The 20,935-nt window shown below is 39.3% G+C and carries 21 protein-coding genes and 1 pseudogene; 19 read left to right on the forward strand and 3 right to left on the reverse strand.

Annotated elements, in window-relative coordinates:
* Positions 1 to 645: 645 nt before the first annotated feature.
* From ABE41_RS06210 to ABE41_RS06220, 3 genes are all read left to right on the forward strand, one after another.
* Positions 646 to 1,296 (forward strand): DsbA family oxidoreductase, encoded by a 651-nt coding sequence (locus ABE41_RS06210; RefSeq protein WP_301336214.1) that lies wholly within the window; start codon positions 646 to 648, stop codon positions 1,294 to 1,296.
* 281 nt (positions 1,297 to 1,577) lie between these two features.
* Positions 1,578 to 2,000, forward strand: a complete 423-nt coding sequence (locus ABE41_RS06215) for a hypothetical protein (protein ID WP_066287601.1) — start codon at positions 1,578 to 1,580, stop codon at positions 1,998 to 2,000.
* Between the two features lie 357 nt (positions 2,001 to 2,357).
* A complete protein-coding gene (locus ABE41_RS06220; protein WP_066287603.1) occupies positions 2,358 to 3,050 on the forward strand; it encodes an HAD family hydrolase in 693 nt (230 codons plus the stop codon).
* A gap of 9 nt (positions 3,051 to 3,059) precedes the next feature.
* On the opposite strand, the gene ABE41_RS06225 is transcribed toward ABE41_RS06220, so the two are convergent.
* Positions 3,060 to 3,983, reverse strand: a complete 924-nt coding sequence (locus ABE41_RS06225; RefSeq protein WP_066287605.1) for a S66 peptidase family protein — start codon at positions 3,981 to 3,983, stop codon at positions 3,060 to 3,062.
* A gap of 189 nt (positions 3,984 to 4,172) precedes the next feature.
* Here ABE41_RS06225 and ABE41_RS06230 point away from each other — a divergent pair, with 189 nt between their 5' ends.
* Entirely contained in the window at positions 4,173 to 4,643 is a 471-nt protein-coding gene (locus ABE41_RS06230) for a DinB family protein (RefSeq protein WP_066287607.1), read from the forward strand.
* A 192-nt stretch (positions 4,644 to 4,835) separates the two neighbouring features.
* Positions 4,836 to 6,296 (forward strand): protein adenylyltransferase SelO, encoded by a 1,461-nt coding sequence (locus ABE41_RS06235; protein WP_066287610.1) that lies wholly within the window; start codon positions 4,836 to 4,838, stop codon positions 6,294 to 6,296.
* A 66-nt stretch (positions 6,297 to 6,362) separates the two neighbouring features.
* Here the strand turns inward: ABE41_RS06235 and ABE41_RS06240 are convergent, their stop codons facing one another.
* A complete protein-coding gene (locus ABE41_RS06240) occupies positions 6,363 to 6,710 on the reverse strand; it encodes a hypothetical protein (protein ID WP_066287614.1) in 348 nt (115 codons plus the stop codon).
* A 193-nt stretch (positions 6,711 to 6,903) separates the two neighbouring features.
* On the opposite strand from ABE41_RS06240, the gene ABE41_RS06245 reads away from it, so the two are divergent.
* From ABE41_RS06245 to ABE41_RS06265, 5 genes are all read left to right on the forward strand, one after another.
* Complete coding sequence (locus ABE41_RS06245; protein WP_066287616.1) at positions 6,904 to 7,698, forward strand: DUF2935 domain-containing protein; 795 nt, start codon at positions 6,904 to 6,906, stop codon at positions 7,696 to 7,698.
* Positions 7,699 to 8,043: 345 nt separating this feature from the next.
* On the forward strand, positions 8,044 to 8,688 hold the full coding sequence (locus ABE41_RS06250; protein WP_066287621.1) for a pentapeptide repeat-containing protein: 645 nt from the start codon (positions 8,044 to 8,046) through the stop codon (positions 8,686 to 8,688).
* A gap of 125 nt (positions 8,689 to 8,813) precedes the next feature.
* The gene (locus tag ABE41_RS06255; protein ID WP_066287624.1) at positions 8,814 to 9,173 is read left to right on the forward strand and encodes a VOC family protein; all 360 of its coding nucleotides are present in this window, start codon (positions 8,814 to 8,816) and stop codon (positions 9,171 to 9,173) included.
* 252 nt (positions 9,174 to 9,425) lie between these two features.
* Positions 9,426 to 9,908, forward strand: coding sequence for an NUDIX hydrolase (locus tag ABE41_RS06260; RefSeq protein ID WP_066287626.1), 483 nt, complete (start codon positions 9,426 to 9,428; stop codon positions 9,906 to 9,908).
* A gap of 50 nt (positions 9,909 to 9,958) precedes the next feature.
* Complete coding sequence (locus tag ABE41_RS06265) at positions 9,959 to 10,723, forward strand: hypothetical protein (protein WP_066287627.1); 765 nt, start codon at positions 9,959 to 9,961, stop codon at positions 10,721 to 10,723.
* Between the two features lie 107 nt (positions 10,724 to 10,830).
* Here ABE41_RS06265 and ABE41_RS06270 read toward each other — a convergent pair whose 3' ends face one another.
* Entirely contained in the window at positions 10,831 to 11,550 is a 720-nt protein-coding gene (locus ABE41_RS06270) for a GDSL-type esterase/lipase family protein (RefSeq protein WP_066287632.1), read from the reverse strand.
* A 262-nt stretch (positions 11,551 to 11,812) separates the two neighbouring features.
* Here ABE41_RS06270 and ABE41_RS06275 point away from each other — a divergent pair, with 262 nt between their 5' ends.
* The 9 genes and pseudogenes from ABE41_RS06275 (at position 11,813) to ABE41_RS06315 (ending at position 20,924) form a co-directional block, all read left to right on the forward strand.
* Positions 11,813 to 12,658, forward strand: coding sequence for an AraC family transcriptional regulator (locus tag ABE41_RS06275; protein WP_172827334.1), 846 nt, complete (start codon positions 11,813 to 11,815; stop codon positions 12,656 to 12,658).
* Positions 12,659 to 13,093: 435 nt separating this feature from the next.
* A complete protein-coding gene (locus ABE41_RS06280) occupies positions 13,094 to 16,513 on the forward strand; it encodes a phosphodiester glycosidase family protein (protein ID WP_066287634.1) in 3,420 nt (1,139 codons plus the stop codon).
* Between the two features lie 340 nt (positions 16,514 to 16,853).
* Entirely contained in the window at positions 16,854 to 17,339 is a 486-nt protein-coding gene (locus ABE41_RS06285) for an NUDIX hydrolase (RefSeq protein ID WP_066287637.1), read from the forward strand.
* 8 nt (positions 17,340 to 17,347) lie between these two features.
* Entirely contained in the window at positions 17,348 to 17,659 is a 312-nt protein-coding gene (locus tag ABE41_RS06290; RefSeq protein ID WP_066287639.1) for a hypothetical protein, read from the forward strand.
* Positions 17,660 to 18,040: 381 nt separating this feature from the next.
* Positions 18,041 to 18,640 (forward strand): GNAT family N-acetyltransferase, encoded by a 600-nt coding sequence (locus ABE41_RS06295; RefSeq protein WP_066287644.1) that lies wholly within the window; start codon positions 18,041 to 18,043, stop codon positions 18,638 to 18,640.
* Between the two features lie 416 nt (positions 18,641 to 19,056).
* Positions 19,057 to 19,326: a hypothetical protein gene (locus ABE41_RS06300; RefSeq protein WP_066287646.1), complete on the forward strand. Its 270-nt coding sequence runs from the start codon at positions 19,057 to 19,059 to the stop codon at positions 19,324 to 19,326.
* Between the two features lie 30 nt (positions 19,327 to 19,356).
* A pseudogene (locus ABE41_RS21590) lies at positions 19,357 to 19,925 on the forward strand (AAA family ATPase).
* Positions 19,922 to 20,506, forward strand: coding sequence for an NUDIX hydrolase (locus ABE41_RS06310; protein WP_253805445.1), 585 nt, complete (start codon positions 19,922 to 19,924; stop codon positions 20,504 to 20,506). Before ABE41_RS21590 ends, ABE41_RS06310 begins: the two are co-directional and overlap by 4 nt.
* Positions 20,496 to 20,924: a GNAT family N-acetyltransferase gene (locus ABE41_RS06315; protein ID WP_066287652.1), complete on the forward strand. Its 429-nt coding sequence runs from the start codon at positions 20,496 to 20,498 to the stop codon at positions 20,922 to 20,924. Before ABE41_RS06310 ends, ABE41_RS06315 begins: the two co-directional genes overlap by 11 nt.
* The last annotated feature ends 11 nt before the right edge of the window (positions 20,925 to 20,935 follow it).

Consider the following 20,935-nt stretch of genomic DNA (forward strand, 5'->3'; position numbering starts at 1 on the left):
CTCCTTGAATTGTTTGTACTATTAATAACGAGTTAAGATTAATCGCAAGTTCACGTGAAAATCTCTTCTCGATTTCCTCATATTAAAATATGGAATTTGCCTGTCCCGAGTTACTGGATTGGGTGTAAGGCAGGGGTGGGAAAGGTTCTGCAATCAAATCAATCATTGTACTAAGTGACATATTTTGAAATAATTGTAATTGAATACATAAACGAAAACTGATGAGCTGGATAAAACAGCTCTTTTTTTTATAAAAATAAATCCTTTTGATATATATCCCGTCTTAATGAATGAGGTAATAAAAATGCCTGAAGATGAACAGCTCGTGAAAGAGATCTTAACCGGCAGCCAAGCGGCTATGGATTGTTGCACTAATATGGATCCTTGTAATTTCATCAGTCGTAGTGATAGTGAGCAGTAAAGTGATAAAGAATAAGGAAGTAACGATATAGCCTTATGAGAAAGCGGTTTAAAATACGGTGTAGGGTAGGGGTCAGACCCCTACCCTACACCGTATTTTTTGTACAGAATCAAATCACGTGTAAAAAAACAGAATTCCTTCTATACTGAAGATGAAAAAGACAATTGGAGGGATCGTTTATGCATATTGAAATGTGGACTGACTTCGCTTGACCATTCTGCTATATTGGCAAAAAGCGTCTGGAGGACGCTATTAAGCAGATTGACCATCCGATCGAAGTGACGTATCGATGCTTTGAGTTGGATCCGACGATGGAACGTGATGTCAAAGATAACATGTACGAAAAACTCGCTAAAAAATATGGCATGAGTATAGAGACAGCAAAAGCAAACACAGAGAACATGACTCAGATGGGGAAAGAGGCTGGGGTAGATTTTAAGTTTGATACCTTAATCTTAACCAACACGTTTGATGCTCACCGTGTAACGATGCTTGCCAAAGATCACGGCTTAATGCATAAGATGACAGATCGCATTCTGCGTGCTTATTTCACCGAATCCAAACATATTGGTGATCATGAGACTTTAGTGGAGCTTGCAGCTGAAGTCGGGTTGAACAGGGAAGAAGTAGAGAAAATGCTCGCAAGTGATGAGATGACAGACGCTGTGCGTGCTGATCAGCAAACAGGTCAGCAGTATGGCATTACAGGCGTTCCATTCTTTTTGATTAATAAAAAATACGCCCTTACCGGTGCCCAGCCAATGGAAGTATTTGTGAACGCTTTGACTAAAATCATCGCAGAGGATGAGATCACTTCTTTAAACGATCAAAACGGAGTAAGCTGTGATGACGATGGCTGTGACATACCTGAATAGTAGCAGGCTAAACACAATGTGCATTTTTCCTAATGAAGGAGAAGTGCACTTTTTTATGGAAAGAAAGAGAGGAGAATATTATATAAATAGTAGAAAATCATGTTTCTCATGATTTTTATATTGTTAAATAGAAAAAACAGCTTTTTTATAGAAAGGCTCTGTTAAAGGTAATTCAAAATTCAATGTGTAGTCGCTTATTCAACGAATTGCTTACTTGAGGAAAAAAGGTAGAACAATAACATATTAAATGAAATTCAGCCTATTTTAAGGAGTTTATGAAAATGAGTATGGCAACCTATATTGGTTTAAATTTTGCAGTAAAACTTAATGAATACTATACAGAGGATGAGGTTGAAATTGGTTATGTTTTCTCAAATGAAGAAAATCGTAATGTAGTTAAGCAGAAGCATTTTACTACGCCTTATATTTATGAGGTTTCTGAAAAAGGTCATCCCATATGGCAAATGAATGAATTTCAAAAGATTCACTCACCGCATAACTACGAAAAATCCAAAAAGACTTTTCTCTATTTATGTCACCTACTGAAAGAGTTGATTCCACAAGGGGATTATTGTGAAATTTATATTTGTTGGTTAGGTGAAGAGGATGAAGAGCGTGAGAATGAGTTGAAAATTAATTTAAATAATCTACAAATTGAAACAATAGATATTTATGAAAAACGCTTAATTCGAATAGAAAATTAAAGGGTTCAACTCAAAATAGATTAGCACTACTTTTTGTTGAATTTTCTAAATTGAAGTTGTGCTTTAGTTGAACAAAAATTGAGGAAACCCTATTTATTAGAGTTTCCTTTAATTTTGAGCTAATTTTCAACATTAAAGTTTAACAGAGCCTATAGAAAATAAATGCTGGTTAAATAAAAGAAGTAAAGTTGAAACGAGAAACTACCAATAGATGAGGTTCAAAAAATGTATTCGAACCGTTATAAGTCCTAAACATCCATTTATAAGTCTTCAAAAAATTTTATAAGTCCTCATTAATTTGGGATCCAGAAAAATAGGGATAAATCCTGTCCCTTAAACCAAAAGGAGAGTGATAGTTTGGTAAATACAGTGCTCTTTGATCTAGATGGAACCTTATTGAATAGAGATGTATCCATACAAAACTTCGCAAGTGATCAGTATGAAAGGTTAACTGATCGGATCGGGAACATACCAAAGGAAATTTACGTCTCCAGATTTATTGAGTTAGATAATCGAGGTTATGTATGGAAGGATAAAGTCTACCAGCAAATCGTTAAGGAGTTCCATATAGAAGGAATAACTTGGGAAGGCTTGCTTGCCGATTACCTTGCTTATTTTAAACACTTTTGTGTTCCTTTTCCGGGTCTGCAATCGATGTTAAAAAAGTTGAAAGCTAAATCGATTTCATTAGGAATAATTACGAACGGTTTTACTCATTTTCAGATGAGTAACATAGACGCACTGGGGATAAAAGAATTCTTTGATATCATGTTAATCTCCGAAAGCGAAGGCATAAAAAAACCTGATATCCAAATATTTAATCGAGCTATACATTACTTAAAATCAACTCCGCAACATTGTATCTTTGTAGGGGACCATCCCATCAATGACATAGATGGAGCAAAAAATGCTGGAATGATAACGGTTTGGAAAAAGGATAATCAATGGGAAAAGGTGAATGCTGATTTTGCGATTGATCAATTAACAGAAATCATTGAGATCGTCGAAAAACTGCAAAGCAGATCCGCTGTTACTAATCTGCAAACCTAGCAAACCTCTTTAAGCGATCACAGTCGGCTCCATCACAGTAATTGTGCGGTTGTTCGTATTCATGTTCACGTTTACCCCGAAAGGTACTGCTGCTTTATAAAACCCGTGTCCGCTTGCCAAGTTCGTCATCAGTGGTTTGCCTAATGGAACAATAAATTCATCAATTACATTTTCGTACGTTTTCCCATAAGCAGGATTACAATTTGTACATTCTCCCATCATAATTCCGATACAATCATCAAATTTACCAGCTAGCTTCAGGTGGTTCAAGTATCGATAAATCGTATTTACCGGTTCATGTGTATCTTCAAGAAATAAAATCTTTCCCTTTGTGTCAATCTCATAAGGAGTTCCTAAACTGCCTACGAATGATGTGAGATTACCGCCAACGATCGGACCGGTTACATTGCCAGGAACTTTACTGACAAGCGAAACTCCTGCTGGATTATTAATGGGCCAAGGTGCGGTTAATCGTGTAGTGGCATTGAAGAACTGGTTATAGTTATAGTCCGGAGTACCTGGTTTGAAATCAAGGAGCATTAAGCTATGAAATGTGACTAGATTCGCATATTGGTAAAGAACATTCAGCAGTATAGTGATGTCGCTGTAACCCGAAATAAGTTTAGGATTTTTGCTGATCAGGGGAAAGTCCAAATAAGGAAGGATGCTCGCTACCCCCACACCGCCCCTTGTAGGCAGGATCAATTTGACTTGTGTATTTTCAAACATGGACATCAAATCCGCGGCCTGCTGCTGAGGGGGAGCTGCCTGGAAACCGTTAGCAGCATATACATAATCACCCACAATAACCTGGAACCCCATGTTTCTTAATGTATTGATTCCCTGATTAATCGTGCTGGCATCCAACGGACTGCCTAAAGTAACAATACCAATCGTGTCACCCCGTTGCAGCTGTCGCGGTTTATTCGCCATCTCTTGCCTCTCCCCTCTGTAAAACACAAAACTGCATTTCTATTTATATTCATTAAAAAGTGTTTTTATCAGACTTTTTTTGAAAGGTTGAAAAATCCAGTTAAAGAAGGAATAAACCATTCAAACAAGAATAGTAAACCTATCATGCTCTGGAACAATAGGGTTCACTTCTATAAGGAGGAAATGACTTTGGATCGAATTGACTTGCTTTTAAATGTACTAGATTCAACGTATGAAAAGGAGAGCTGGTATGCTCCGCTAAAACAAGCCATTGAAGGAATTACGGCACAACAAGCCTGCTGGAGACCAGCGGGAGAGGCAACTAAAACAATCTGGGAGAATGTTAATCATCTCATATATTATAAAGAGAGACTTGTGTCCAACATGCAGGGAATTGAATGGACACATAATCTAGATGGTGATCAAACCTTCAACCTTACTGAGCAGTCGAATGATGATAAGGAATGGAATAAAGTTGTTGAACGCGCCGAGGATGTTTATCACCGTTTAAGAGACTTGCTGATTAAGACTTCTGAGGAGGAGCTTAACCAAAATTCACTAGAAGGGAAGTTACTGGACATCTTCCTCCACGACGCCTATCATACAGGTCAAATTATTCAAATCAGAAAAATGCAAGGGTCCTGGCCCTCGCATCGTTAAGTGTTGAATAAAGAAGTTTTAAGTGAAAAGAAGAATAACGCCCTCAAATGGGCGTTTATTTTTTTGGTGTGAAAAGGGAATAATGGTGAAGCAGAAGAGACTCAAATAAATCTGTAATGTGTTAATGTGGAATTAGATAAGTAACGAGGAACTTTAATTATTAATAAAATAAAGATTAAGAAAGGAGATCCCATGACAAAAGAAACGGGATGGAACCTAGAAAACAGTTATGCAAGTCTGCCTGACAAGTTTTATTCGACGATCAATCCGAACCCGGTTGAAGGACCCAAATTAGTGCAGCTGAACGAATCACTTGCGAAATCATTAGGGTTGAATGTTGAAGCGTTAAAGGATGAGGAAGCCCTTCAAGTTTTCGCAGGAAATAAAGTTCCAGAAGGCGGTTCGTCATTAGCGCAAGCATATGCCGGTCATCAGTTCGGTAACTTTACGATGTTAGGTGACGGCCGTGCACTCATGGTTGGTGAGCAGATCACACCAAATGGAGAACGGTTCGATATTCAGTTAAAAGGTTCAGGGAGAACGCCCTATTCACGTGGAGGAGACGGTCGTGCTGCACTTGGACCGATGCTGCGCGAATACATCATCAGTGAAGCGATGCATGGGCTTGGTATCCCAACCACCCGCAGTCTGGCGGTCGTGACTACTGGCGAACCCGTTATTCGCGAAATGAATCTGCCTGGTGCTATTATGACGCGTGTTGCTTCCAGTCACCTTCGAGTTGGAACATTTGAGTTTGCGAGACAGTGGGGTTCAGTCGATGAACTTCAGGCACTCGCTGACTATGCGATCGAGCGACATTATCCAGAAGTAAAAGACGACGAAAATAAATATCTCAGTTTTTATAAGGAAGTTATTAAACGCCAAGCATCATTAATCGCTAAATGGCAGCTCGCCGGCTTTATTCACGGAGTAATGAACACAGATAACATGACAATCAGCGGGGAAACAATCGACTACGGTCCTTGCGCGTTCATGGACACGTATGATCCAGCAACTGTGTTTAGCTCCATTGATGTTCAAGGACGATATGCATATGGCAATCAGCCGAGTATCGGCGGCTGGAATCTGGCGAGGTTTGCTGAAACGTTATTGCCGCTGTTCCATGACGATCAAGAGAAAGCAGTGGAACTCGCACAAGAAGCGATCTCCGAATACGGGGAGCGATTCAACAGCCACTGGCTTGTAGGGATGAGAATCAAACTTGGTTTATTTCATGAAGAAAAGGAAGATGAAGCAATTATTAAGGAACTTCTTCATCTGATGAAAGAGCATTCAGCCGATTATACGAATACCTTCAGAGCATTAACCCTGGATAAAAAAGAAGATAACAAATTGTTTAGATCTCCTGAATTTGCAGAATGGCATGCTAAGTGGGAGGAAAGACGCAGCAGACAGACAGAATCAAAAGAGTCTTCCAATGAGTTTATGCGAAACAGTAATCCAGCAGTAATTCCTCGAAACCACCGTGTAGAAGAGGCATTAGAAGCTGCAGTGCAAAATGGAGATTTTAGTGTGATGGAGAAGCTGCTTGATGCACTATCAAATCCACACGCATATTCACCGGAACAAGAAGAGTACTGCAAATTGCCTCCTGAATCAGAAGGTTCTTATAAAACTTATTGCGGAACATAATTTAAAAGTAAAAATCATAAAAAAACGTGGGTCATTTTATTACAGACCCAAGTTTTTTTTTCAAGATCAATAAGGATATGAATAAGGAGGAGCGTAACCTGGAGGATAATAATATGGATAATACGGATAGTAGTATGGATAATAAAATATTCTTCTTATAAAAGGAAATGGAAACCTTCTTCGGCGAAATCTTCGAAACCTTGGTCTACGCCTGTAATCATCATCATCATAATCGTCACCAGTAAAAATATACTCTCGTTCTACACTATTCATCTCTTCGGCGACCATCATCGTTACTCCCTGATCATCCGTACTTTCTATGATGCCATCAATCGTTCGTCCATCAGTGGTTTCAAGCAGCATATGGCTGCCTATATGTTTTTGGCATTGCTCTTGCATATTTCTTACATCCATTGAACCGCGCTCCTTTTTGGTAACTTAGATCGAACAAAATCATTATATCCGGGAATTTTTAAATTGGTGCTGGTCCGCTGTCTGAAAAATTGTTAATAGTACCATTGAACGAATTTATTTTTTTGTGCATGAGTAATGGAGACTAATAATATACATGGGAAGGGAAACAGCATTAAGACTGTGAGGGGATACAATGGCGAATCCGATAGTGGCTAGGTCTCTAGATGAAATTCAATTTTGGTCCAGAATAATGAAAGAACATGCCTTATTTCTAAGCTTGGGTTTCACTTATGAACAGAAACAATTGATCGACGAAGCACGTCAGTTTATAACTGTATTTGAAAGAATTGAGGAGAAGTTATCCAGATTTAATGTGAACTCAGACCTGAATCAGGTTAAAGCTTTTAACACGGAGGTCTACCAAGCAGCTGCTGCAATTTGGAGCTATAAACGGAAGGTATTAGATTTAACATTGCGCTGTGTGATCCGCACAAACAATTTTCCATTATTGGTTGACCATATTAGCAGGGAAGCAGCCTATTTTGCCAATCGATTAAAAGAACTAAATAAAGGGGTCTTAGTCCCAAAACCGGATGAAGTTATACAAGAAAATGTATTCTTTTTAAGAATTATGGCGGATCATGCAAAGTTTATCGGACATCTATTAGACCCTTCTGAGAGAAAGTTAGTAGAACAGGCGAGAGAGTTTAGTCATGATTTCGACCAACTACTTTTTCAAGCGATTGATTTAGATTCGATGCGGCCGCAATCTGAAACTAAACCATTATTAAGCCAGTTTTTAGATCAAAATAAAGTCTCCGTTGCCTCATTAAGGGATTTTAAGAAAACAGCAAGAGAGCTAATAGAAGCGTGCCGTATAAAGAGTAATATCCATCCACTTCTAGCAGACCATACGTTTAGAGAAGCTGAAAGGTTTTTAGAAATCATAGATTTATTTGAGTACAGTCTAAATACGAGCCAGAGTTGAAATGAATAGTGAACAGATAATATGAGGTAAACTCGGGTCACCAAGACCTGAGTTTATTTTTTATAAGAGCCAACACCATGTCCACCAGGAAAACATATCAGTTTACGGGATCCATTCGGCAGCAATATGGTATTACCGGTTAATTCACGTACGCCCAGTTACAATGAAGTTTCACCCAGAATTGTACACGTTTCACCCGAACTTGGTTCAGTTTCACCCCAACAATTCGAAGTACCGCCCCGTGAACCCTCAGTTCCACCCGTGACTGATTTACATGAATCAACAGCCACATTATTTGGGAGGGGAAAAGCTATTTTTGTCGAAGCTTAAAAAGGGGTGATGAAAATGAATAAGAAGGTAAGAACCATACATACTCCAGACCTTCCGGAAGATTTGGAAATTATTACAATTAACGAAATGGCTGACGGATCTAACTTCGAAATGGGGAAGATCGAATCAACGATCGGCAATATCAATGCAAAGAACATTAAGTTTAGTGAAGTTCATATAAAAAATGTGAACTTTGAAGAGTCACAGCTGCCCTTTTCATCATGGGCTGATGTAGTATTTGAAAAATGCGACCTATCGAATGTGAAACTAAATGGTGCGCGATTTAATCGTGTTGCGTTTAAAGAGTGTAAGTTAACAGGTGTGGATTTTGATGAAACTGTGATGCAGGATGTGCAGTTCATCGATTGTCCAGCCCCGTATTCCTTGTTCAGTCTTACAGATCTTCGGGATGTACGCTTTGACAACTGTTTGTTAAAGGAAGCAAATTTTATTGAGGCAAAGCTGGACAATGTTCAGCTTGGGACATCGAACATCGAAGAGGTGCAGTTTTCAGACACATCGCTAAAGGATGTTGATCTTAGCCGTTGCGAGTTCACATTTATACATATAAAAGAGAATGACCTCCGCGGTGCAATCATCTCACCTCATCAAGCCGTTACTTTTATTGAATTGTTTGGGTTGAAAGTAAAGGGCGTCTAATGAACGCCTTAAAAACTCGGGTCATCAAGACTCGAGTTTTTTTGCGACATTTTTTGCAGGTGTTTTTTTAGATTAATCGAATAAGTAAGAGGTGTTTCCAAATAAAGGATGAAGGACGTGGGTTAATGAGTCAAGTTTGTGTGATCGGGATTTATGTACCTAATATTCAGAAGGCAATAAGTTTTTACACAACTGTTTTAGGATTTGAAGTTAACAAACAGTATGGATCCAAAATTGTAACACTTGTTCATGGAGATTTGCCAATCGTTCTAGAAGAAACTGAACATCCCATGCAAGAAGGTTCGAGCAAGCCTTCTGGAGTGGTTTTAGCTCTGAAAACCGAAGATATTCACGAGACAGTTCGTATGCTGAAAGATCATCATGTTGATTTTATCGTGGAAGAGCCGACAGATTGTCCTCCAGGGAAATTCGTCAGCTTCCGAGATCCATTCGGTAATGTGTTAGAGTACCTGCAATTTAATTAATAGAGAAAAACCTCGGGTCATCACGACTCGAGATTTTTTTTATCCCTTTTGGAGTGATCGTTATATGGCATGCCACAAGAACAGCGGTACTCTCCGAATAATAAATGGTAAGCAGGCGGGAATTCCTGATTGACTCGCTGAACTTCTCGTGCAAACTATTATCACGAATCTATCATTCTCCTGTTATGGAAAAAAATTCTAACTCCTACTATGATGAAAATAGAATAAGAGATTTTACAGGAGGTAATAGTTATGGCGATGCCAACTCATATTGTAGCGGTAGGTGCATTTGTAGAAGATGATCACGGAAATATTCTATTAGTTAAAACACATCATAACGGATGGGTGATTCCCGGCGGACAAGTTGAGGTTGGAGAAAATTTGATGGACGCACTCGTACGAGAGGTAAAAGAAGAGAGCGGGATTGACGTCATCGTTTCTCACTTAATGGGTGTGTATTCGAACACAGCTCAATATAAATGGCATGATGGCGTAACGGATGTACCTACTAAACTAATGCTAGATTTTGTTTGTAAACCGGTGGGCGGAGAATTGTGCGGGTCAGATGAAACGACCGAAAGCCGCTGGGTACCGAAAAATAAAGTGTTGGATTTGGTTGAAGGTGAAGCATACATAACCCGTTTTACCGATTATATGAACAAAGAAGGACAGGTGCATTATAAAGCGTATGTAACAAAACCTGACTTTGAATTGCAGCTGGAGAGGAAAGTATAGTGAAATGAGAAAAATTCTTTAATAAAAAACAAGTCAGGGAGGTGGCTGATATGTATCCGAAACTGAGCATTCTTCAGACGTGGAAGAAGTTTGATAGTTTTCCGATGGAAACACTGACGAAGGCTTGGTATTTTGACAAAGGAACTCCTAAGAAACAAAGAGATGTTTCCCAGATGAAAGAACATCGAGAGCGATACGGCATTACCGGTAATTGCTTTGATCTGGTCCTTTGGCTGCTGGATGAATTCAAAAAAGATGGTGTAAAAGCCTATCCGATCGGTTCAAAGTTTAACACGGAAAAGGCACATGTAGCTGTCATTGCTCTAGACGAGAATGGCAGGCGGTATTTGTGCGATCTAGGAGATCAGTGGTTAACTCCAATCTTGGTGGATACAAGTGCTGAAGATTTCTCGAACGATAAGCTGACTGGTTTTTTTCCAGGAGCCAAGATACAGGTGCTACCGGAGAATAACGGCTTTATCGAAATCCTTTACCACCGGCCAAATGGGAAGTGGTCCACACAAACGTTCAATCTTGAGCCCATTGAGATGAATGCCTTTATGCAAGCAGCCGAATTTTCGCAAAATCACATCGGATTATATCCACTATTTGAGTGCAGAATCCCATACAAATTTGAAGTGGCACACTGGGAATTTTATAATTGGGAGAGCTTTCTCAGTACGAATGATGGTTTGCATGATGAGGAACAAACGTATTCTATTGAGCATTGGGTTAACGTCATTCATGAAAAAGCAAACTACAACAAAGACTTCTTGTTTGATGCCTTAACCAAATACAAACAAATTACTACATAACATAAAAAAGAAAAGAATGGCACAAGACTTTTGATCTTTCTATAATTAAAAGGCGAAACAGCAGAAACGACTCGTAAATGGACGAGTCGTTTTTGCTAGATTCTAAGTTATTTGGTTTTCTTGTTTTGCATGATGGCCTTCCAGAATTCTTTTGCTATTACTTTGTATCCTTTTATATTCAAATGATTATCTTCTGGGTTAGGCATATATTTTTCGAAATGTGGATCGATTCGATTTCCTGTCGGAACAAACGTATCACCATTCGCTTCGGTGCGCTTTTCAATTTCTGCGTTCAGTGCGTCATTTAATGGAACTAAAAACTCTTGAACTTGTTCAGGGTAGTAAGCAAATGGATTATAATATCCCATTACATAAACTTCGACGTCAGGATTTAGTTCGTCGATGGTACTGAGTATCGTTTGTAAATTGTCACTGGCAATGATGATTCCTTCATATGCAGAGGATGGATCTGAAAGAAGTCTTTGGAACAAATCATTCGCACCAATAGTAACGGTAATATGTGTAGCATCCCTTACTTCTTGCCGTATGATGTTGTTGTCTTTTAAGTCATTTTTTAATTGGTCTGAAGTGTAACCGGAAACCGCAAAATTATTGTAATCTACCACAGCACCTCCATTATTAAAATGTTTCAATAGATAATCTGTATAGCTGAGGTCATACGAACCATACGGTGTCATTCCGGCTGGTATGGAATCACCTAACGAGACATATTCCACATGCCGATCGGACGGTTGAGAAGCAAACGTTGCTGCATTGGACGAGAAAAGCGCCACCACAGTCATCAAACTAACTAATCTTTTCTTCATCAAAATAATCGCTCCTTTGTTTTTTTATTTTCCTTGTTTCAATCTATTTCCTGCATTCATTATATAAAAGCCACTGGTATGAATCCTGTCATTCCGTGCTTTTACTAAACAGGTTAGCTGGTGCAGCTCTTGACAACAGATCACCATTTTCATCGTGCAAAGCAGGTTGGAACCTAGCAGGTGTCGAATGTAATACCGTCTATTCAAAAATGCTTAGCCGAATCGTAATTCAAGTTAACAAGGAGCAAAGAGGTGATTAGGTGTGGACTGGTTGAAACGGATGGAAGATGCTTTGGCGTTCATGGAAAGCAAGATGAACGAACCGCTAGATATCGAGGCGATTGCTAAGGTTGCCTTCTCTTCTCCTTTCCATTTTCAAAGAATGTTCCATATGTTAACTGGAATGACCGTAGGTGAATATGTGCGAAAACGCAAATTAACGTTAGCTGCGCAAGAACTGGCCGTATCCTCCTCTAAAGTGGTTGATATAGCCTTGAAATATGGATATCATTCGCCGGAATCCTTCTCCAAAATGTTCCGGAAAATCCATGGCATTTCACCCAGAGAAGCTCGGCGTTCTGGCGTTTCATTAAAAGCGTTTCCCCGTCTTTCGCTCCAATTCACGATCCAAGGAGAAAAGGAAGTGGATTATCTCATAGAGGAAAAAGAATCGTTTATCGTAATCGGTAAATCTGCCACATTAACATGTGGGAAGGAAGGCTGCACCCGAGAATGGTTTTGGGGAGAATGTCAGCAGGACGGAACACTTGCGAAATTCAAATCCCTGGAAACCGATACGCCTCTACTCGGCATAACATTAAATTTTGATGAAAATTTTACATACATGATTGGTAAGAAAGAAGAGGCAGCGGTTCTAGCAGATGGATTAACACTGCACCATATACCTTCCTCAACCTGGGCTGTTTTCCCATGTGATGGACCGATACCTGCAGCTATTCACAATGGATTCCGTCAAATATACCAGGAATGGTTTCCGGCAACTGAATATGAACATGCCGGACTGCCCGAAATCGAGGTTTATACCGCTGATCCTACAGAACCAGAAGGCTACAGGTCCGAAGTGTGGATTCCTGTTCTGAAAAAATGATTAGTTAGTCAAAATGAAGGGGCTGTCCCAAAAGTAAGATAAACTTACTTTTGGCAGCTCCGAATTTTTTATTTTTACAAATAAAAAATACATAATATGCTCAAGTTACAGCAATCATATCGCGGATTTTTAGAATAGTTGACGATAGCTAATAAGGTTGATTGAAAAGAGTTTTGACTTCTAAAGTTTTTTTTTGAGTCAGCTCTTCTTTAGCATTTCGGGTGTTTCTAAAATAAATCCTTTTATGCTCTAGTTAGATAGTAATTTATAAACAAATTATTTAATGTTATAGGTATATACTTCCAAGATTTTTTAACAACGAGGAGTTATTACCTATATTTTCAATGTGTTCCAAACTTTACAAAAGCCTCATTAGAAATTAACAGATTTTTGTTTTAATAGAATCATAAATCTATTTTTCTAGGAGGAGTATTTGTGAATAAATTAAGGTATTTACTGATTGGCTCTCTATCGGTCTCTATGACAGCGGGTATGATGCAGCCGGTTATGGCTCAACCGTCCACTGAAGATGCCGAACAGGTTCGTATTCTGGATGAGCGACCAGCTCAATCATCCAAACATGATGAACCGCATACGGTCATTGAAGGTGAAAAAGAGATCACACTAGTTACCAATCATCATACGGAAACCATTGGGGATGGCGTGAAATTAACGAGTTTCGAACGGTTTGATGCCCGTGGGTGGTTAAACGGTGAAATGATGAAGGTAGATTTGGCGAAGGGATCTGTGTTTGCAGATATTCTGCATCCTGGTGTTGTGTCAAAAGCAGAGCCATTATCAGAAACTGCTAACCGTGAAGGAGCTATAGCGGGAGTGAACGGTGATTTCTTTGACATCAATGGAACGAAAGCAACGGTCGGTGTAGAGGTTCAAGACGGGAAGCTTTTAAAAGGAGCAGCGACTGGCAGGGAGAAATCTGCAGGGCTAGATGATAACGGAATCGGACAGATTGCAGATGTTCTTCTTGATGGGACAATCACGTTTAATGATAAAAACTACAAGCTTACTTCATTAAATCAGTATGGCATACCGGCAAATGGAATCGGCTTGTATTCTTCCTTTTGGGGTACAGCTTCCAGAAGCGGTGTTGCAGGCAGCAGTAAATCCGTGCATGAAGTCAGAATCCAAAATGGAAGAGTAATAGAAAGCAGTGCGGGTATTTCGGATGAACCTATTTCTGAAGATATGCTCGTATTGATAGGACGTGAAGCAGGAGCTGGTATCTTGCAGCAGCTAACGGTTGGACAGGAAATTACGGTTCAATATGCACCGAAAATTACGAACGGCAATCCTTTTAAGTTCGCGATCGGAGGTAACCCTGTTCTGGTAAAAGATGGAGAAGTGCAGGATGTGGATAATGCTGCAGTAGCGCCACGGACGGCAGTCGGTTATTCGGCAGACGGGAAACAGATGTATCTCGTGACAGTCGATGGCAGGCAAACAAGCAGCCGCGGTTTGACGCTTTATGAACTAGGTGAGCTCATGAAAGAATTTGGCGCATACCATGCGATTAATTTAGATGGAGGCGGATCCTCAACCATGGTTGCACGAACGTCTGGGGAAGATCAAGTCGATATCGTAAACAGTCCCTCTGATGGAATTGAACGGGCAGTGCCAAATGGAATCGGTCTATTTACAGAAAAAGGGACGGGCGATCTTTTCGGAATGAATGTATCGACTGAGTCTGAGGTCGAAAATTCAGATCGCATCTTTCCAGGACTTACAAGAAAGTTTTCAGCAAAAGGATTTGATAACGTATACGACCCTGTACAGACGGGACAAGTCAGATGGCAAGCCATTCCTGGAGACGTTGGGAAGCTGGATGATTCAGGAGTGTTTCATGCAGCAAAATCAGGTAAAGCGAATATAGAAGCTCAAAATAAGCATATAAAAGGAACCAATCCAGTTACAGTTCTTGGCGAGCTAGAGCGAATTGAAGCGAGCGTACCAAGAGTTGGTCTTGCGGAAGGAGCAACCGGAGACTTTTATATAAAGGGATATGACAGAAACGGCTATTCCGCACCGATCGAACCTCAAGATGTGAAATTAGAGTATGATCAGTCTGTTATTGAAGTAAAGCCAAATTCCGACGGATCCTTTTCTGTGTTGACAAAAACGGATGAAAGTTCTACCTTAGTAAAAGTCATAGTAATGGGTAAAGAAGCTTTTCTTCCCGTTACAGTCGGATTAAAAACTGAAAATGTTTCAACGATGGAAACCCTGCCTGAATGGCGATTTTCTTCAGCCCGCGGTTCTGGAACAATCCAGGCTGGAGAAGGTAAAAACGGCAACGGGATTAAAGTAAACTTTGATTTTTCAAAGTCAACCGGAACACGAACGGCTAACGTTCATCCTGTTAATCCTCTATTCCTGCCTGGCGAGCCGCAATCGATCGGTCTTTGGGTGAAGGGGAACGGTAAAGGCGAATGGATGTCTTTTACTACAAAAGGATCTGATGGGAGCAATCATTATCTTTACGGACCATATGTCACCTGGACAGGATGGCAGAAAATCGAGATTCCTGTACCTTCTGGTGTGAAGTTTCCACTAGAGTTACGAACAATCGGAGCGATCGAAACAGATAAATCGAAACAATACACAGATGAACTGGTGTACGATGATCTAACGGTAAAATTAAGCCCGACTGTGGAGGTTCCTGTTGTCGAAGAGAAGCCAGATCCTATTGTTCTACAGAACGCAGAAATTGGGGGGGAGCGCTGGAAATTTGCAGTCATGGCGGACAGCCAGTTTGTCGCAGCCTCACCAAACAGCCAGCAAGTGCGACTAGCAAGAGAAAGCTTGCGACAAATCGTAAAGGAGAAACCTGATTTCTTAATCATCGGCGGTGATTTCGTGGATACGGCTTATACGAAAGACTTTGATCTGGCACAGCAGATTCTAGAGGAAGAAGTAGGAGATCAAATTCCGGTCTATTATATCCCGGGTAATCACGAAATTATGGGACCCGGAAATCTTGATAACTTCTTGCACGAGTTTAAAGAAAACAACTACTTCTTTACACATAAGGGAACACAGTTCGCTCTCATGGATTCATCAACAGGCAGCTTGCGTACATCGGATTTTAGTCAGTTGGTCGAATTTAAAAACATGCTTGAAATAGCAGCCAAAGATCCGGCAATCAAGAATCTCGTTGTGTTGGAGCACCATCCAACAAGAGATCCCCTTTCTTCACAAAACAGCCAGCTGACAGACCGGAAAGAAGCGGAACTGTTAGAGAAGTGGATGACGGAGTTTAGGGAAGAATCGAAAGGAAAAGGCGTACTTCATGTTTCCGGACATGCACATACAGTAAACGTAGAACGCGTTGACGGGGTTCCGTATATGGTTGTCGGTCCAACAGGGAAAGCACCATACGGTCCACCTGATGCAGGTGGATTCCATGAATGGACTATGTTCGGAATCGATCCAACACCAATCCCGTCAAAAGCGAACGGACCAGAAAGCTCGAGTGAACAAAGTCCGATCCGTGATACTGAATGGATACGGGCAGAGGTGAATCCACTATTGGAAGGTATAACTTTGGATGTACCAGAAACGATTTCTGCAGGTGAGACGGTAAAAGTGGATACGACCGGACATCAGGCAGGAAACGTGAACTTTCCGCTGCGTTATCCGGCAAGCGTAAATTGGAGTGGAAGTGATAATGTTTTTATCGGAAAGGGTGAAGCTTTAAACAAAGCAAAAGACTCAGGCAAATACATTGCTGTTTTTGATACAGTGACCGGGAAACTTACTGCCCTTCAAAAAGGTGAGATTCAATTAAAAGTAGAGTCTAATAACACAACAGCGGAAAAAACGGTTACTATTCAATAGGAATTACAAAGGGAGTAACTGCGCTATTTTTAATGGAGGGGCTGACCCAAAAGGACACGTAACGTTAACGTGATCTTTTGATGTCAGCCTTTTTTATTTTGTGGAGGTCTATGCACTAAAGATAAAATCATGTTTCCTCTCTTTTAAAAAACAGTAATCATACTCCATTCTTTCCAAGTTGTTTATATGCAGATATTGGATCTACATTACGCCGGTGTGATTCATCAAAGTAAAAGAATCTGATTTTATCATGAATCAATCATTTCTTTGTTATGGAAAAAAATTCAAACTGCGAATATGATGGATAAAAGAATAATTAAATTTGTGGGAGGTAATCGGTATGGCAATGCCAACTCATATTGTAGCGGTAGGTGCATGGGTAGAAGATAATCATGGAAACATTCTGCTCGTTAAAACCCATCATGAAGGCTGGGTATTTCCAGGTGGACAGGTGGAAAACGGAGAAAGCCTTATAGAAGCAGTCATCAGAGAAACGAAGGAAGAAAGCGGGATAGACATTGAGGTTTCACATCTATCAGGAGTCTATTCAAACACGGGTGAATACATAGGGTACGATGGGGTAACGAACATACCAACCAAAGTGATGTTTGATTTTGTTTGCAAACCGATCGGAGGAGAATTGGGTATACAAGAAGAAGAAACGACCGATAGCCGCTGGGTCCCAATCGATCAAGTGTTGGATTTCATCACAGAGGAAGCGGTACGGACCCGTTTTAAAGATTACTTAAAAAAAAATGGCGGAATTCATTACAAGAACTTTGTGACAAACCCGGATTTTGAATTGAAACTGGAACGGACAGTATAGGTGGTTGAATGAGAAGAAAGATATATTTTGTACTATTTTTCATGATGAGTCTATTTATCTTTCCTCCGCTGCTGGCACCAACCTTTCATGACAGCGATAGTCAGAAATCCGCCATTCGGGCAGAGTTAACAGAAAGAGGACATCCATATCAGAGTTTCATAGCATACATAGAAGAGAATGGAAGCGATCCCGAATATGGTGAGAGGTTCGACGTAACATGGCATGATTTCGATAGTGCAACAGGAATGACACCAACCATATTTTATGTGAAAAAAAACGATAAAGGGTATGAGGTTGTTTCAGCAGGTACTGGACCTTGATAAATTTAATTAAAAATATCGTAAATGTTATTTTGTTACTGTTTTTTATCGTTTTAGTGCCGATAGTATTTTACATACAAATATTATTTGTTGAGGAAGCTCCAACGAAAAATGAATTTTTCATATAAATAGGGTTTTCTATAACAATAGTTATAGTTGCAGTGCTGAAGAGTTTTCTAAGCGATAGCGGTGGAATAAACTTCATCTTCTATTATTCTTTAGCGTTCACTTTACTTTGGATAGCTGCTCTTATGGATACATATAATTATGAACGAGCTCAAGTAGTGAATCAGTTGAGATATATCGGGTTTTCTGCTGCTTTCTTATCTTCCTTAATCAATTTAAGGTTAACAAAATTTAAATCTCTGAAAAGGTGACAAAATGATCCACTATACAGGAACCCCGAAAATAGAAACTGACCGGCTGATCTTGAGAAAGTTTGAAATAAATGATGCTCAAAGTGTTTTTGATCATTGGCTTTCAGACGAACGGGTTACTGACAATCGAATCAATGCAGCACACAAGTCAGTTTCGGAAACAATGGAGAGAGTACATAAGATCGTAAACCAATATGAAAGTGAAGACTTTTGTTACTGGGCTATTGAGCTGAAAGATACCGGCGAACTAATTGGAGAAATCGATTTATATGATTTTGACAGTGCCACTGATAACTGTGAGGTAAGCTACTCACTCGGTTACAAATGGTGGAATCAGGGCTATGGAACTGAAGCCTTAAGAGCGGTTGTGGAATTTGGTTTCAGGACTATGAATATTCATAAGATAACAGCAGCTCATAACACCGATAACCCTGCTTCAGGAAGGATTATGAGCAAAGTGGGGATGGAGCAAGAAGGAATCATCAGACATATGATCCGCAATAGCAAGAATCAATACAAGGACTGTGCGGTTTACGGCATTCTTCAAGAAGATTATATGAAACATCAAGGTAGTTCCCACTCCGTTATTGTTACGGCTGACTAAAAAATAAAATCTGTCAGAGAGATAGGGATATTATGAAGCTTTATAGGGCTTTTGTGTTTTTATTTTTTTGTTTCTGGATCATACTGTCACATTTATACCCCGAACCGAGTCGGTGGTCTGTCTTTACTTCAAACCGATCAACCGATACTCCTCTGATGGAGCAGATTTCTATCATTAAAGTTACCTTTTTCGGACTAATCGTTGCAGGTTTACATTATATTTTTAAAAAATTGAAATTCCGATGGATTTGAGATAAGAGGGATGGGTTTGAATAATACCTCGTAAAATGTGGTCTTCTGGAGGGGAGAATTTGGAGAAGAAAATAATAACACTATTAGTTGTTTTCTTATGTACCTTAATTGTTCCAACTAACAGAGATAAATAAAGAGATCGGCAAGGTTACGAGGTACTCGGATATGTATCAGCAGCCCGGAAATTTTTCAAATGTTTATGAGAAAGGGACGAAATATTACTCTATTAAAGGTGTTAGTCCAGATGAATCCATTGCGGTGGACGACGGCAACGGTAATTATAAAAAGGCTGTGAGAGAGAAAGAGTATACTTTTGGAAGAACTGCCGAAGACGTTTCAGAAGAGAATAGTTCGGATATGACTGCAAGTCTTTTAGTCCTGTCTACCATTACCATATTTGTGATTTTAATAGTGTTGAAGAAAATAAAAAGATAAAGGCAGAAGGTAAGGAATGGTGTTCATTTTATGAATAGATTAGTAATCATGACCGTTGGCAAAACACATAGCGGAAAGACGACATTTGCAAAAAAATTGGAAAAAGAATTACATAACTCCGTTGTGATCGATCAAGATAACCATGCTGAATTCCTGCATTCTTATTACCAAACATTGTTACCGAAACAAGGACCTAATCTAATCAAATATGCTATCACACAAACGATTGTTGATTATGCAGTTAATGAAACGAATTGCCATATTATTCCCTGTAAAATCGAAGTCGGAAAGGTCGTCTAAAGCAGCTTGAATATTTTCATAACAAAGGATTTACGAGTATACTAGTTAACTTCGATCTTCCAAACTATGTTCTTAAAGAGAGAATTGCAAAGAGCAATAGAAGTAAAAATGTGTTACGTGTTGCTTCAACTTTTGAGGAAGTATTAACTCGCCAAGAAAATGAGACGAATAAAGAAGATATTATAGCTCCAATAGAAGGAGAAACAGATCATTTATTTACAATCAAAAACTCCGATGACATTCAGTCTGTTATTGAAAGAATTGTTAACATTGCTCAACAGGAAAAATTAATGAAATGAAGAGGGTACATATGAAAAAATGGAAAACATTAAACTCGGAATATTACTTTATAACTCCATTTGGTAACTTGAGAAAAGACAGATGTGAACTGCCAAACGGCCATATTATAGATGGTTATTACATAAATGAATATGCTGATTGGGTGAATGCCATTGTTGTAACGAAGGAAAATCAGATAGTGCTAGTGGAACAATATCGATACGCAGGGGATGATGTTTTTTTAGAAATCCCAGCTGGGAAAATAGAAGAGAATGAATCATGTGAGGTAGGGATACTCAGAGAAGTTCGTGAAGAAACGGGATATACTTCAATGATGAAACCTATTAAATTAGGAGAATTTATGGTGAATCCTGCTACACAAAACAACAAAGTCATTACTTTTCTCATAATGGATGCCTATCAACGATTTGAACAAGATCTTGATGCCACAGAAGAAATAGAGGTTCGGTTATTTGATTTTGATAAACTGGGAGATTTAATCAGAACGAATCAAATTAAAACACAACTATTCACATCACACGCTTATTTTATGGCTAAAGATTATCTCGCTAATAAACGGAGTTATCTATATGATTCGTGAAGCTGAAGGAACAGATAAAGATAAATTGTTCAAACTCTATCGAATGTTAGTCCCCAATAGTAAGAAAATGAATGTACTTGAAGAACAAATTGAAGCAATAAGAAAAGACCCGAACAATTTTGTACTTGTATACGAGGAAGGCGCAGAAATATTAGGGACAGTGACACTAAACATATGTTTACAAGCTCTGCATGGCAAAAGACCATATGGAGTGATTGAGAATATAATTGTCCATGAGAATCATCGAAATAAGAATATTGGACAAAAACTTTTACAGTATGTTGAGGAATATTGCAGGTCGTTAAATTGCCATAGAATTATGCTTCTAAGTAACTCATCCCGTGAAAGTGCACACCAGTTCTTCGAAAGAGAAGGATATGATGGATCAGTCAGTAAGGGATTCAAAAAGTATTTGTAAGTATATACCCC

Origin of the sequence: Fictibacillus arsenicus, from assembly GCF_001642935.1 — a bacterium.
Taxonomy (GTDB): Bacteria; Bacillota; Bacilli; order Bacillales; family Fictibacillaceae; genus Fictibacillus; species Fictibacillus arsenicus_B.